The following is a 14,356-nucleotide window of genomic DNA, read 5'->3' as shown; positions in this document are numbered from 1 at the left end:
AAAATGCCGAATTCATTCATTTGATTTTCAATCTCATTCTTAATTGATTTAATCTTGATTAATTCAATTTTTATTCAATTATTCCGTCGCGTAATTATCGAAATAATTTTTAACCAAAATGATCGGCGTTCCTTTGTCGCCGCTGCCGCTTGTCAAGTCGCACAAACTGCCGATCAAATCAACATATCTGCGCGGCGTCGTTCCCTGCGACACCATTTTGCCCGCCACATCCTCTTTGTTTTTGATGCTTTCGCGAAGCGCGTCTTGAAGCTCGTCGCCTTCCAAATCCTTGAATTCATTGTCGGCCAAATATTTGAGTTTCAATTCGTTCGGCGTTCCTTCCAAACCTTTCGTGTATCCGGGAGAAACGACAGGGTCGGCGAGTTCCCAAATGCCGGCAACCGGATCTTTGAAGGCGCCGTCGCCGTAAACCAAAACTTCCACCTGCTTTCCGGTTCTCTCTTTCATTTGTTTTTGAACATCGTTGACAAAAACATTGCAGTCTTTCGGGAAAAGCTTAATTCTGTCTTCGGTGGCCTTGTTCGCTCCCAAAATGCCGAAATCCGGGTTGCAGCCGCTGCCGTCAACCGGCGCGCTCAAAAGGTCGTCCAAACCGTAAACCGTTTCGGCGCCGGCGGCTTTGAGCGTCTTTTTCGTTCTGTGGCGCGTGTGAATGTCCGCCGTCAAAACATGGTTCGTAAATTGGAGCGCGGCGCGTGAGTGATTGGCAAAAATCACTTCGATATTGTCGCCGAGGCTTTTGTAATATTCAATGTAATCAACGCCTGTCCAAAGATGTTTTGTATCTTCGCCGAAAGCTTTTCTGAATTCCTCTTCGGTCAAAACGTCTTTGTACGGATTGATTCCGGCTTCATCAATTTGTTCCCAAGTGATAATTTGGTTGCCGACTTCGTCGCTCGGGTAGCTGAGAATCAAATAAACCTTGTCAAGCCCCATTGCGATTCCTTTGAGCATAATCGCGAATCTGTTGCGGCTCAAAATCGGGAACAAAACAGCGGCGACACCGCCCGGAAATTTGCTTCTGACATCTTTTGCCAGCTGCTCAACCGTCGCGTAATTGCCCTGCGTTCGAGCGACAACCGCTTCCGTGACGCCGATGACGTCGCCGTCTTCAATTTCAAAACCGGAAGATTCGGCAGCCTCAAGAACGGAATTCGTAACGATTGACGCTAAATCGTCGCCTTCTTTGACAATCGGTGCTTTAATGCCGATGGATTGTGTTCCTGTTAATTTCAAAATAATCACCTGTAATTTCAAAATATTTTAAAGTATAAGTATTCGAGTAATAATTTGATTGAAAATAAATATCGAATATTGTATGAACAAGTAAAAAAAGAAAGTGGTATGATATAAATTTGATTTTAATGAACAAAAATGATACAGCGAAAAATGAAGAATTAATGAATAAATGAATTAAAAGAAATCAAAAATGAAAAACGAATGAAGAATAATAAAAAATGAAATTATGAAATTCGTTTCTCATCAAAAATTGAAAAAAAATCCGACTTTCATTTCTCCAGATTTTCATTTTGATAAACACCGTTATACAAATTCGCGGCATCCGTTCCCAATCTGAAAAACAAAAGCTGCATCACACGCGCATCTTTTTTCATGTCAAAGCCGGCCGGGTTGTGAACGATGACAAGACACTCGCTGCGCCCGCTGTAGCCGGCATCCCAAACCGCCGTTCCGAGAACAACGCCGCTTCGCGTCAAACTGGAACGATGATAAGCAATCGCGCCGAGATTTTTCGGAATATTGACGATTTCGTTTAAAACAATAGAATAAATGCCGGGATTCAGGTGAAGCCAGCCGTTTTCGTCAAAAGGAAGCAATTTTTTTTCAGGCGTTTTTCGGCCGCTGTTATCAAAATCAACGGCGCCTGCGCCGTTTAATTCATAAACTTCGGCCACCGTCATTTCAAAACCGTTCGGCTGCGCCTGTGTTTCCAAATCCAAAAACTTTTCAACAAGCGGCGGTTCTTGGGAAATCAATTCCCGAATTTCTGCGTCTGATAAAAACGACATCTGCAATCCTCTTTTAATAAATAATTCTGATAATATTGACAAATAAACAAAGTTTAATTTTTTTAAGACCTTTCAAACAATTTTTCGATTTCTTTTTGTGAAAAAACCAATATCGTCGGCCGCCCGTGCGGGCAGGAATACGGGTTTTCCGTCAGCTTGAGCTGGCGAATCAGCTCTTCCATCTGCGCCGGATTACAGGAAGCGCCGGCCTTGATTGCCGCTCTGCAAGCTGTCCGCTTGGCAACCGTATCGCGCGCGCCGGTTTCGGTCTTGACTTTTCCGAACGAAAGAAGATCGGCGATAAAATCGTGAACGGTTGAAACATCTTCCATTCTGCCGAAAACAACCGGAACAAAACTGATGGCGTAAGAATAGTCGCCGAACTCGGAAATGCCGAAGCCGACTTCTTCCAAATACGGAATATATTCGTCCATAAGCACTTTTTCTTTCGGCGTCAAATTAATGACAACAGGCGAAATTAATTCCTGCACGGAAATATTTTCCTGCTTTTTGATAATGTCATAAAATATTCGTTCATGCGCCGCGTGTTGATCAATAACGAGCAGTCCGCCGTTTTTTTCCGCTAAAATATAAAGATTGGAAATTTGTCCCACAATTCGAATATTATCTAAAATACTGATTTCCGACGGCGTTTTTTCATCAGTTTTTGAATTCGGCGCATCGTTTTCAGTTTTCGCATCCGCCGGTTTTTCATTTGCCATTTTTGAAAGCAAGCGCTCCGTTTCCTTCAAGCGTTTGTCGGTATCTTTTGCCGGCGCGACATAACCCGTCCCGTATTTTTCGGGAACGGCTGACAAAGAATCGCCGAAAGTTGCGGTTTTTGTCGTTTTGGCGGTTTTTTCATTTTTCTTTTCATCAGAAAGATCAGAAGCCGCTTTCGTTGAGTATGTCGCCTGCGTTTCTTTAACATAATTTATTGAATCCGAATCCGGATTCTTTTTCAAAGCGCCGGAATTTGATTTTGCTTCAAAACCGGATTCCGGTTTCGATTCAAATTTTGTTCCCGATTCGGCTTTTGTTCCCGATTCATTTTTAGGCACCGATTCGGTTTTTTCCGTTTTTTGAGGCGCGCCAAAGTCGGAAAATGATTTTTCAACAACTTTCTTGGCTTCGGCGGCTGTCACTTTCGGCGCCAATTCATACAATCGAAGCGTTGTTTCAATCACATCGGAAACGATTCTGACCAAGCGGTTTTCATCTTTAAACCGAACTTCAACTTTTCGCGGGTGAACGTTGACATCGACTTCGGACGGATTGATTTTCAAATGAATAACAGCCGCCGGATATCGGTCTTTCGGAAGTTTTGTGTAGTAGCCGAGGCGAATCGCTTTGACGAGTTCTTTTGAAGTGACCGGGCGGTTATTGACGATAAAAAACAAATTATCCGTCGTTGTTTTGCTGAACGTCGGCTTTGAAATGTATCCCGAAATTTCCATATCCGCGTATTCCGCAAGCGATTTAATTTGATCGATTGCTTCTTTCTTATCTTCACCGAGCGCGGTTTCCATATTTTCGGAAGGAATTTCCATCATGACGCGCGCCGCGTCGTGTCCCAAAATGTCAACGATTGAGTTGAACAAATCAGAGGACGCGCTTGATAAAATCGTTTTGCCGTTATTAATTAATGTAAATGAAATTTCAGGGTTGGCTAAAATTAAATCGCTGACGATGCCGGCGATATGAGACAATTCAGTCGCATCCGTTTTCATGTATTTTAAACGCGCCGGCGTGTTGTAAAAAAGTTCATAAACATTAACGGCCGTGCCGTCAGGCGTTCCGATGTCCGTGATTTCCTGCTTTTCGTCTTCCAAATAAAGCCGCGTTCCCATCGCGTCCTCTTTTCGTTTCGTGACGATTTCAAATTTGGAAACGGAGCTGATTGCCGCAAGCGCTTCGCCTCGAAAACCCATCGTTGAAACGTTTTCCAAATCCGTAATGGTTGTAATTTTGCTCGTCGCATGCTTAATCGGCGACAAAACAACATCGTCGCGAGACATTCCTTTGCCGTCGTCGCGAACGGAAATTAAAGATTTTCCGCTGTCCTTTAACTCGACGCGGATGTTTTTCGCGCCGGCGTCAATCGCGTTGTCAACCAATTCTTTGACAACGGAAGCCGGGCGCTCAACAACTTCACCGGCCGCGATTTTGTTAATGGTGTCCTGATCCAGAACATGAATAAAAGAATTTGAACTCATTTTATCTCTCTTGTTTTTGAAACTTCAATTTTGATTTTATTTTTTGATTTTATTGATTGAAATCAGGTTTTGTTTTATTTTATAGTTTCACCTTTGGGCCGGAAAGCAGAGATTCGAAATACGTTTTTGATAAAAATTCGTGAACGGAAGATATAATAATTTGCCCTTTTCCAAGTTTTTTAGAAATATGAACGGCGCGGCCGGCATCGTCTTTTTCAATCACAAAAAAATCGGTGCCGAATTTTTGAAAATAACCGTCGCAGTAAACGGAATCAGAATCCCCGATGAGCGCGCTTTCTCTTTGAATCAAAACATCTTTCTGCACATATTCGACATCCGATCCGAACGGCAAAAGCGACGTGACGGCAGGCGCGCGGCAGGCGTTGCACGTGCTGACTTCTTTGAGCGGCGAAAACATCAAAAAAACGCCGCCGTTTTCAACGAAATTAAAAATCTTTTTTTGAATTTTTTCGTTTGCAAGCGCATTGCTGACAATGGCATGTTCCGGATAAGTGAATCCGGCCGGAACAATCAAAAGCTTTGCCGGCGGCAAATGCGGCGAATTGATTGAAGATGGGGCGGCGATGGTTGAAGTTATGCCGTATTCTTCAAACATGTGTTCAAAGAAAAGCGGTCCGTCCCAAAGAATGATAACGTCAGGCATATTGAATCGGGTTTTAAATTTTTAAAAGATTATCGGTTTTGATGTTTTTAACGGTTTGCTTTGGATTTTTAAATAATTTTTATAAATACATTTTCCAAACAACTATTTAAATTATCAATCGTATTCTCATTTCAATTATCAATTGACGAGTTTTAATTTATGACAAGCATACCGATGACACAAGAAGCGCGTTTAAAACGCGTTCGAATGATGGCCGACTACCAATTCGGGAAAGGAGCCGGAGCTGTCTTGTTTGACGATAACGCTTCGTTTCAGCTTTCCAAAACCAAACGCATTCGCCAGGTTCACTCAAACGGTGTCAGAATCGCGACCGTCCGCGCGAAAGACGGATTTTTCACGCTCAGCATGGAAGGTGCGCGCCGTCTTCACGCTTATTTAAAAGCGCCGGCAATGCGCGTTTCCGTTGTCGATGACGCGGCACCGTTTGTTGCGAAAGGAAAAACCGCTTTTTGCAAACACATCTTTTCGATTGATCCCGATATTCGGGCAATGGAAGAAATTCTTGTCACCGACAAAGACGATAAGCTCCTCGCCACAGGACAACTCGTTTTGTCACCCGCAGAAATCATGCACAGCAGTCAAGGCGCTGCCGTTTTGGTCAGAGGCGGCGTTGACAAAGAAGAAAAAGATGACTAAAAAATTAAAAAAATCATCAAAAATAACTCAAAATGATTAACACCATCTGCCGCGCTTGACAATAATTTTAAATCCGTTAATCATATTATTATTTCATTAGTTTATTACATTATATTTCACACAATCCACATTATATTCGAAATCCATTCATAGCATTTCAAAGGAGTTGACGCCGCTGCCTGAAAATTTTTTGACAACATTCATTGTTCCCGATAATGCTGTCATTGACGACCAAAAACTTGCCACTGAAGCCGATATGATTATCGGAAATCACGCCGTTATCGCACGTGAAATCAAAAGCGGATTTTTAATGGTCGGCGAAGGCGTTCACGTTGCCGGCGAAATCAACACCGATGACGATATTCGCGCGGATGTGTGGTGTAAATTCGATCAAAACGTCAACGTCGGCGGCGACGCTTACATCGGTGAATTTACAACGATTAACGGTAAAATCGTTGTCGAAGGCGATTTGGATATCGGAAAGGAAGTCAAACTCAACGGCGGCTTTTTGTCAAAAGGCTGGGTCGTTGTCAGAAACCCACTTCCTGTCATGGTTTTTATCTTTTTGTACATTCGCGCGATGATTGGCATCGGCAAATCCAGCGAAGAAATCGACAAGGCGCTCAATGAATTATTCGAAGACGATGAAGAAATCGACTTTGAAAATATGGACGAAAACAAAATGTCCGAAGTTCTCGGCCGCGGCAGATTCTTCGTCATTCCGCTCGGTTCTAAAATTTCATCGGAAAGCATCAACGTTCCCGAAGATTTCATTGTCGGAAACGATTGCGATATCCGCACGAGAGTCATTTGCAAACGTTTCGCCGGCGGCAAAAATCTTGATTTAAACGGCTTTATCCGCGCGAAAGGCGACATGTTAATCGGCGAAGGATCAAATGTCAGCGGCGAAATAAACAGCACCTCCGGTCGAATCATTATTGACAAAAATGTCAAAATCAGCGGCAAAATCGCAGCCAAGACCGTTTGGATTCACGAAACGTCATTTGTGGAAGGCAAAATTTCATCCGGCAACATTCGATTTATCAAAGGCGACGGATTCGACATCAACGACCCTGAAAACGCAGAAAAGGCAACAATCCTTTCCAAAGGCGATTCCTTTGACTTAATCAACACAAACGTCATCGAAAAAGCGGAAGAAGAGATTGACGAAGACATCGATGAAGAAATCAATATTGATGAAATCGATGTTGGTGAAGAGATTGAAGAAGATGTTGACGAAAAAATTGAAGAAGGCGTTGACGAAGAAACGGAAGAATATTTGAAAGCCGATTCTGCTGAGAGAGACGCTGAGGAAAAAGCAGCGGAAGCCGAAATGGAAGAAGAATTGGTCAAAGGCGAACAAGTCGAAGAAAACGAACCGGCTGCGCCGATTGAATCCGCCGAACAGATTGAACCGGCCGTTTCGAAAGATCAAACCGGCGGCGGCGAAGCGAAAAAGCAAGGCAGCACTTCAAAAAGAGCGCAGAAGAGAAGATCCAAAAAAGCTTCCGAAAAGCATGAAAATATGCCGATTGTCAATGTTTTCACAGGCGAAAGCATTGAAAACACAGAGTCTGAAAAAACGGAAACAGAATCCGAATCTGAAAATGAGATTAAATCTGAAAAAACGGGCGCAGAATCTGAAGAATAAAAATGAGAAACAATAATTTAATTAAAAATAAAAATTAAAAAAGTAAAGAAGGAAATAAAAAAATTATTTGCCGATTTCAGCGCGGCGTCCTTCTTTCAATTCATCGGAAAGATCCGGGTCATCGCTTTCGATGACGAAATTTCCGATATAAGAGCAGTTTTTGCAGTGATAAATGTCACCCAAAATACCGCCGGTTTCAAGATAAAGAGCCGCTTTTCCGCACTGCGGACAAATCAATGCCATTATTAAATCATCTCCGATTGTTTTTAATTTATCAAACTTATTATGTTCAAATTTATATATAAATTCATATGACGACAGCTGATAAAATGAGCCAAGCCACCCCTGCAATGAAACAATATTATGCCGCCAAGGAAGAATGTCCCGACGCGCTCGTTTTTTTCCGAATGGGTGACTTTTACGAATCTTTCGGCGATGACGCAAAAACAATCGCAAGAGAGCTCGAAATTACGCTTACGAATCGCGGCAAGACGGAAGACGGCAAACAAATGCCGCTTGCCGGAATTCCTTATCATGCGATTGATAATTATTTGCCCCGTTTGGTCAAAAAAGGATACAAGGTCGCCATTTGCGAGCAGCTGGAAGATCCGAAAAAAGCGAAGGGCATTGTCAAAAGAGGTATCGTTCGCGTTGTCACGCCCGGAACGGCGATTGATTCGTCCATCATTACCGATGCCGCCAACAATTATTTAATGGCGCTCACAAGCTCTTTTAATCCCGACAGCGATAAGAAAAAATCAAAGGCGAACGACAACGGCGATGTTTTCGGCATTTCTTTTTTGGACATTTCCACCGGCGAATTTTTCGGCACGCAATTTGAAGATTCTGCGCCTTATGAAAAAGTCATCAGCGAAGTTGCACGCTATCGTCCGGCAGAATGCATTTTGCAGGACGCGCTCATGCAAAATGAGCTGCTGATGAACCGACTGGAAGAAAACAAAGTTAAAATCGAATCTTTTTCATGCGCCAAATCCGTATCAACCGAAGTTAAAAAATGTGAATCGGATTTATTGAAGCAATTTAAAGTTTCCACATTGGAAGGACTCGGTTTTTCCGGCTCCGATTACGCGATTCTCGCCTGCGGCAAAACGTTAGACTACGCGCTTAAAACGCAAATGAGAGAACTGGAACACATTCAACCCGTTCAGTTTTATTCCATGTCGAAGCATTTGGTTTTGGACTCGATGACGCTTCGCAATTTGGAAATCATTAAAAACACGCGCGATGACGGCGAAAATTATTCTCTGATTCATGTTTTGGACAAAACAAAAACACCGCCGGGATCCAGATTGCTTCGCAACTGGCTGCTTCGCCCGCTGGTGGATTCTGTTGAAATTACAGAGCGTTTAAACGCGGTTTCGGCGCTCAAAGAAAACAGTCTTTCCCGTTACGATTTAAGACAGCACCTGTCAAACATTTCCGATATTGAACGGCTTGTCAGCCGAATGATTTACGGCAATTCCAATGCGCGCGACTTGATTTCCATGCGCAATTCACTCTTTGAATTACCCGGCCTCTGCGCCGAATTAAACCAATTATGCGGCTCAAATTCGAAATCAAACAAAACGGAATCGGCGCTTTTGTCCCAAATTTGTGATGAAATTTCTCAATTTGATTTCGCTTCCGAACTTTCCGATTTGATTTCAAAAACGATTGTTGACGAGCCGCCGATTACCGTTCGCGAAGGAAAAATGATTCAGCCTGAATTCAGCGCCGAGCTTGACGAGCTTCGAAACGCTTCGGGCGACAGCAAAGAATGGATTGCCGAATTCCAAACCGGAGAGCGTGAACGGACCGGAATCAAAAACCTGAAAGTCGGCTACAACAAAGTTTTCGGCTATTTCATTGAAGTCACAAACGCCAACAAACACCTTGTTCCCGAAAATTACATAAGAAAACAAACGGTCGCAAACGGTGAACGCTATTTTACGCCCGAACTCAAAGAGCGCGAAAGTTTGATTTTAACGGCAGACGACAAATCTGTCGCGCTTGAATATGAGATTTTCCGCGAAGTGACGGAACATGTTTCCTCTTACGCGAAAGAGATTCAGGCGATGGCGCATTTGATCGGCAAAATTGATGTTTTATGCAGTTTCGCCGAAGCCGCAATTGAAAATAATTATATTTGCCCGCAATTGGACGACAGCCTGGAAATCTTAATCCGCGACGGTCGCCATCCGATTGTCGAAAAAACAACGGAAGGATTTGTTCCAAACGATACCGAAATGGATTCGACCGAAAACCAATTCCTGCTCATCACCGGTCCGAACATGGCGGGTAAATCCACTTACATGCGCCAAATCGCAATGATTATCGTGATGGCGCAAGCCGGAAGCTTCGTGCCGGCGGCGTTTGCCAAAATCGGCGTTGTTGACCGCATTTTTACGAGAATCGGCGCGCACGACGATTTGGCCGGCGGCAAAAGTACGTTCATGGTGGAAATGGTCGAGCTTGCCAACATTTTAAACAATTCGGGCGAGCGCAATTTGATTCTGCTTGATGAAATCGGTCGCGGCACCAGTACTTATGACGGTTACAGCATTGCAAAAGCGGTTGTCGAATACATTCATAACAAAGACAAAAAGGGCGTCCGAACACTTTTCGCAACGCACTATCATCAATTGACGGCGCTTGAAAACAAGTTGAAGCGCCTGAAAAATTTCCACATCGCCGTTCGCGAAACAGGAAACGATTTGGTTTTCCTTCGAAAAATCGTTCCGGGCGCAACCGATAAGAGTTACGGTATTCACGTCGCAAGACTTGCCGGCGTTCCCGAAAAAGTGAACGAGCGCGCCGCCGAGATTTTAAAAGAAATTGAAAACGAAAGCATGATTGAAGACGAAAGCCGCAGCAAAAAAAGATCGGCGCGCTACACGCAGCTTTTGCTTTTCGACCCGGAAAGCGCAGGGGCGGAAGAACGCATTGTTGAAAAATTCATTGAGCATCCAGAAATCGAAGAGCTGAAAGGTGAATTCAAAGATTTGGATGTTAATAATATGACGCCGATGCAGGCGCTGCTTAAACTCGAAGAAGTGAAAGAAAAACTGCGCCGATTGGAAGAAGAATCGAAATAAAAATGGATCTGAAATGAAAAGTGCGGCATCAGCTCATAAGTTTTCTTCATTCTTTGCTCAAGATGGGGTAACTTTCATCACGCACCGCAGAACTGTTTACGATTTTGTCTTATTTAAATTCTGTTTCAAATTCTAAAAATTTATTTAAAATTTTAAAAATCCTTAAAAATCTTTGAATTCATTAAAATTCTTTTATAATTTTTTAAAAAATGTCGGAGAGAATGATCTTGTCCCTGATTTTAAAAGCGGTTGAAAATATTCCTTTAATTGAAAAAGGAGACGACATCGCGGAAATTATTTTTAAAAACGCGCCGGATATCGCCGATAAAGATATTATTGTCATCGCGTCAACAATCATTTCAAAGTCTCTCGGGCTGACTTTTCGGGAAGATGAGATCGTTCCGAGCGCCGAAGCCGAACGAATTGCAGCACTTAACGGCAAAGATCCGCGTTTCGTTCAGGCGATTTTGGATCAAAGTCTCGAAGTCTTCACGGAAACGCCGTTCATGTTGGTTCGAAACACGAACGGTCACGTTTGCATCAACGCAGGAATTGACGCGTCCAACGTCGGCGGCGACCTCCTCCTGACACTGCCGGAAAAACCGGACGGACACGCCGCCGCAATCGGTAAGGCGATTGAACAAAAATCGGGCAAAAAAATCAGCGTGATTATCACCGACACCAACGGCCGTTCTTTTAAAGAAGGTCAAACAAACGTTGCCGTCGGTCTTTACAACATCAAACCCATTCGCCAATGGATTGGCGAAAAAGACCTTTACGGCAAAGTTTTGGAAATTTCCGAAGAGGCGGTCGTTGACGAAATCGCCGGCGCCGCGAATTTAATCATGGGCGAAGGCGGCGACGGTGTTCCGGCTGTTATTGTTCGCGGTTTGGATCTCTACACCGACGAAGCGGTTTCCGTGACGGAAATGTATCGTTCGAAAGAACGGGATTTGATTATTCAAGGACTTTTGGAATTGAAAAATAAAAAATGAATAAGTAAAAAATCAAATAGGTTTTTCTATTGTTTCTATTCCTCGAATCATTTGATAAAGTCCGCTTTTTTTATTGAAGCCGATTTTTTTAAAATGTTGAGCCGAATAATATTCGACAAGATCTTCATTGCATTCGATTAAAACATATTTGATTCCGATTTTTTGATGAACAGATTCAATAATTTCAAAACATTGCTGAAGCATGTATTCTCCACCGTTTTTCCATTCATAAGAAACATTTTTACATAAATGTCCGACTAAGTAAATAACAATATTTTTTGGGGGTAAAATGTCTTGATTTTTATCAATGTTAACGGCATAAAGTGTTCTTGCTGCAATTGAAAAATATCCATATATCGGATATGTTCCTGTTTTTAAATTCAAAACACATTTGTTTTCTGTATTATTTTTTGCATTATCTTCTGTCTTTTCAACCGGATTTGTTAATACAAAATAGATGCGACAAAGATGATTTCTTTCAAAATCAATAAAATTATCAATTCTCATGCCATTTTCATCAAAATTTTCTTGAAGAAAACGACATAAATCTTCACTTCCGTCTCGAGATTTAAAAGAAGATAAATCTGAAAGTATTGAATCCTGAGAATAGTTTTGAAGATACGAATTAAACTCTAAAATAGTGAAAGTCATCAATGTTCACCACTATTCTTATGTAGCTTATTTTACAGCAGTTTTCGTCCCGCTTCGATTTGTTCAAGTGCATTTACCCGAAATCTGCCTGTCGTCAAATCTTCGGTTTCAAGTTCGTCCATCGCCTTTTGCAGCTTTTTGCTGTCTACAATGATTAAATCTGTAATTGATGAAGTAGCCATTTTTTCACCTTCTGCAATCATACTTTAAAATAAAGGTTATATAAATGGATTTTTTTATTTTTCTTCATTTGATTTCTTTTATTTAATATATTTATCACGCATTCGTTTTCATTCAACAGTGTGCGTTTTTAGAAAAGTTTCATTTATTTTCAATCAAAAACCGCATACAGCATGCTCAACGTCCCGATTCCGAGCGGTTCTAAAACAACGCGAATGCTGTATTTTTCAATCAATTCATCGGAAATACCGCATGGGATTCCCGGTGTTGAGACGAGCGAATTTTGTTTTAACACGTCTTTTGAAATGGTATCGGCGCACGGGGTTGCTTCAAAGATTTTGAAAAATGAGTTGGGTGTTTTTGAATCCGTCGGGTCATATTTTGAAACCGGATATTCCGAAACGACTTCATCGACGCGGTTGGAATCAACGTCAAAAACATAAACATTCTGCTTTTCTTTCAAGAAAGTTTCAACCGCGGGCGTTCCGACTTTTCCGAGACCGATGACGAGAACATCTTTGTCGTCGGCGTAATCTTTGGCGTTGCAAAGAATTTCGGCGTAAATGCGGCCGGTACAAATTTGATTGTGCGCGATTTTGCTGTTTTTGAGATTGTGCGCGATGTACGCGAGGTCGTCCGCCATTAAAATAATGTCGGCGCCTTTCATAACGGCTTCATAATAGCCGGCGACATCAGTGTTTTCCGTGATGAAGCCGTCCATTCCGAAATGCTGAACCGTGAAAAGCAAGGATTCCGAAAAGCTGCCGATGATTCCGTTTCCGGCGGTAATCGGAATGATAGCAACCTTTTCGTTGTTCGGCGCGGTGCCATAAATTTTGCGGCAAAGTCCGTCCAAAGAATAATTTGTCAATTCCGTGATTAAGCGGTCGTTTTCAACGAGCGCGTTTGTCATATTCGCCAAGTCTTCAGGTGTTAAAAGTGCCATGATTTTTCCTGCTGTTCTTTCGGTTTTAATGTTTTAAGAATTGAAGAAATGGTTTTGTCACGCACATCTCTTGCTTTTGATTCCGTTTTGGCGTATGTTATGACCGTGTACGCCTGATAATCATTTTCGCCCGAGCAAATAAAAATGTCGGCGCCGCCTTCTTTAAATTGCAAGTTTTCCGTTTCATGCAGCCGGAAATCGCTGCCGGCAGAAATTAAATGTTCGCCTCCCGATATGATTCGGCTTCCCTTTTTTTGGAAATGTTCAAAAGTGCAGAACGAATCTTTGTATTTGGGATTGGTTGAATTCAAAAAGCCCTCGTCTTTGAATTCGGGATTGGTGAACGCTTCAATCAACAAAAGAAGCAAATTGATTCCGGATGAAAAATAAACGCAAATCGGCGTCTGGCTCGGGAAACGCGCGTCAATTTCAAGAACTTTCGTGCCTTTCGGGTTCAAAATCGCTTCAACATCCATAATTCCTTTCAGGCCGAGTCCTTTTGCCAAATCAAGTCCGATTTTTCGATAGCTGTCGTTTGCCGGAAGAGGCGTTACGGCATAACAATCCCAAACTTCATCGACATGAATTTGAGTTTCTTTGACAACAACATAATCGTTGCCGTTGCCGACAATTTCTAAAGAAATAACGGGACCGCTTAAATATTCCTCAACCAAATAATTAATCGGCACCAGCTTTAATTCGTCATCCGATTCAATGACGCGTGCGCCGACGCTGCCGCTTTCCGACGGCGGTTTAACGAAATAAGGCGGACAATCGGGTTTATCGACCGGCGTCGGAATATTTATTTTTTTGAAATAATCTTTGGATCTGTTTTTATTGCAGCTGATATGATACGCGGGAAAATCGAAAAGAAGCGGACATTTTATTTCATCTTCAACGGACTTTAAAAATTGAATCGTTTCTTCATTTTCATTCACGGGAATCATGAAATCGGATTTTTCGGAAATTGAAATGAATTGAGATTTGTCTTTTGCAATATCAAAACAATAAAATTCGTCAGCCAAACTTTGAGCCAACGCGTTCGGATTTTTATCAACCAGAACAACAACCATACCGGCTTTTTTCGCCAAATATGCAACTTCAACGCCTTGAAGCTTGCCGCCGATGAGACAAATGCGTTTTCCCGCGTACTTGGATTCCGGAAAATCAGAAGCAATCGAAGATTTGTTTTGAGTTGAAGCCGACATTTTGATTCCTATTGATTCTTAATATGAAGATTAAAAAATGAAATA

General features: G+C 42.3%; 13 protein-coding genes. 4 read left to right on the top strand and 9 right to left on the bottom strand.

Annotation, left to right across the window (positions count from 1 at the left end; translation table 11 throughout):
• Window positions 1–78: 78 nt before the first annotated feature.
• From MmiEs2_RS07350 to MmiEs2_RS07335, 4 genes are all read right to left on the bottom strand, one after another.
• Window positions 79–1,257, bottom strand: coding sequence for a coenzyme F420-0:L-glutamate ligase (locus MmiEs2_RS07350; protein ID WP_316559219.1), 1,179 nt, complete (start codon window positions 1,255–1,257; stop codon window positions 79–81).
• 272 nt (window positions 1,258–1,529) lie between these two features.
• On the bottom strand, window positions 1,530–2,048 hold the full coding sequence (locus MmiEs2_RS07345) for a deoxyuridine 5'-triphosphate nucleotidohydrolase (RefSeq protein ID WP_316559218.1): 519 nt from the start codon (window positions 2,046–2,048) through the stop codon (window positions 1,530–1,532).
• A 62-nt stretch (window positions 2,049–2,110) separates the two neighbouring features.
• Window positions 2,111–4,264 (bottom strand): DNA mismatch repair endonuclease MutL, encoded by a 2,154-nt coding sequence (gene mutL / locus MmiEs2_RS07340; RefSeq protein ID WP_316559217.1) that lies wholly within the window; start codon window positions 4,262–4,264, stop codon window positions 2,111–2,113.
• Between the two features lie 79 nt (window positions 4,265–4,343).
• A complete protein-coding gene (locus MmiEs2_RS07335) occupies window positions 4,344–4,928 on the bottom strand; it encodes a type 1 glutamine amidotransferase family protein (protein WP_316559216.1) in 585 nt (194 codons plus the stop codon).
• Between the two features lie 159 nt (window positions 4,929–5,087).
• On the opposite strand from MmiEs2_RS07335, the gene MmiEs2_RS07330 reads away from it, so the two are divergent.
• Together MmiEs2_RS07330 and MmiEs2_RS07325 are read left to right on the top strand one after the other, a co-directional pair.
• Entirely contained in the window at window positions 5,088–5,585 is a 498-nt protein-coding gene (locus tag MmiEs2_RS07330) for a PUA domain-containing protein (protein WP_316559215.1), read from the top strand.
• 166 nt (window positions 5,586–5,751) lie between these two features.
• Window positions 5,752–7,236 (top strand): hypothetical protein, encoded by a 1,485-nt coding sequence (locus tag MmiEs2_RS07325; protein WP_316559214.1) that lies wholly within the window; start codon window positions 5,752–5,754, stop codon window positions 7,234–7,236.
• Window positions 7,237–7,299: 63 nt separating this feature from the next.
• Here MmiEs2_RS07325 and MmiEs2_RS07320 read toward each other — a convergent pair whose 3' ends face one another.
• Entirely contained in the window at window positions 7,300–7,479 is a 180-nt protein-coding gene (locus MmiEs2_RS07320) for a hypothetical protein (RefSeq protein WP_316559213.1), read from the bottom strand.
• A 68-nt stretch (window positions 7,480–7,547) separates the two neighbouring features.
• Here MmiEs2_RS07320 and mutS point away from each other — a divergent pair, with 68 nt between their 5' ends.
• Together mutS and MmiEs2_RS07310 are read left to right on the top strand one after the other, a co-directional pair.
• Entirely contained in the window at window positions 7,548–10,331 is a 2,784-nt protein-coding gene (mutS, locus tag MmiEs2_RS07315; RefSeq protein ID WP_420891225.1) for a DNA mismatch repair protein MutS, read from the top strand.
• 227 nt (window positions 10,332–10,558) lie between these two features.
• Window positions 10,559–11,326 carry a coenzyme F420-0:L-glutamate ligase gene (locus tag MmiEs2_RS07310; RefSeq protein ID WP_316559211.1) on the top strand — a complete coding sequence of 256 codons (768 nt, stop codon included), beginning with the start codon at window positions 10,559–10,561 and terminating at the stop codon, window positions 11,324–11,326.
• 12 nt (window positions 11,327–11,338) lie between these two features.
• Here the strand turns inward: MmiEs2_RS07310 and MmiEs2_RS07305 are convergent, their stop codons facing one another.
• The 4 genes from MmiEs2_RS07305 to pylC all read right to left on the bottom strand — a co-directional run bounded on the left by MmiEs2_RS07305 (window position 11,339) and on the right by pylC (window position 14,311).
• On the bottom strand, window positions 11,339–11,977 hold the full coding sequence (locus tag MmiEs2_RS07305) for a hypothetical protein (RefSeq protein WP_316559210.1): 639 nt from the start codon (window positions 11,975–11,977) through the stop codon (window positions 11,339–11,341).
• Between the two features lie 32 nt (window positions 11,978–12,009).
• Window positions 12,010–12,159: a hypothetical protein gene (locus MmiEs2_RS07300; protein WP_316559209.1), complete on the bottom strand. Its 150-nt coding sequence runs from the start codon at window positions 12,157–12,159 to the stop codon at window positions 12,010–12,012.
• 149 nt (window positions 12,160–12,308) lie between these two features.
• Window positions 12,309–13,103 carry a 3-methylornithyl-N6-L-lysine dehydrogenase PylD gene (gene pylD, locus MmiEs2_RS07295; protein ID WP_316559208.1) on the bottom strand — a complete coding sequence of 265 codons (795 nt, stop codon included), beginning with the start codon at window positions 13,101–13,103 and terminating at the stop codon, window positions 12,309–12,311.
• Window positions 13,091–14,311: a 3-methylornithine--L-lysine ligase PylC gene (gene pylC / locus MmiEs2_RS07290; protein ID WP_316559207.1), complete on the bottom strand. Its 1,221-nt coding sequence runs from the start codon at window positions 14,309–14,311 to the stop codon at window positions 13,091–13,093. The genes pylD and pylC overlap by 13 nt, the downstream gene beginning before the upstream one ends.
• Window positions 14,312–14,356 lie beyond the last annotated feature (45 nt).

It is taken from the genome of Methanimicrococcus stummii (assembly GCF_032594435.1).
Lineage (GTDB): Archaea > Halobacteriota > Methanosarcinia > Methanosarcinales > Methanosarcinaceae > Methanimicrococcus > Methanimicrococcus stummii.
The sequence above is the reverse complement of the archived record's forward strand: the minus strand, read 5'-3'. Positions and strand labels throughout refer to the sequence as shown.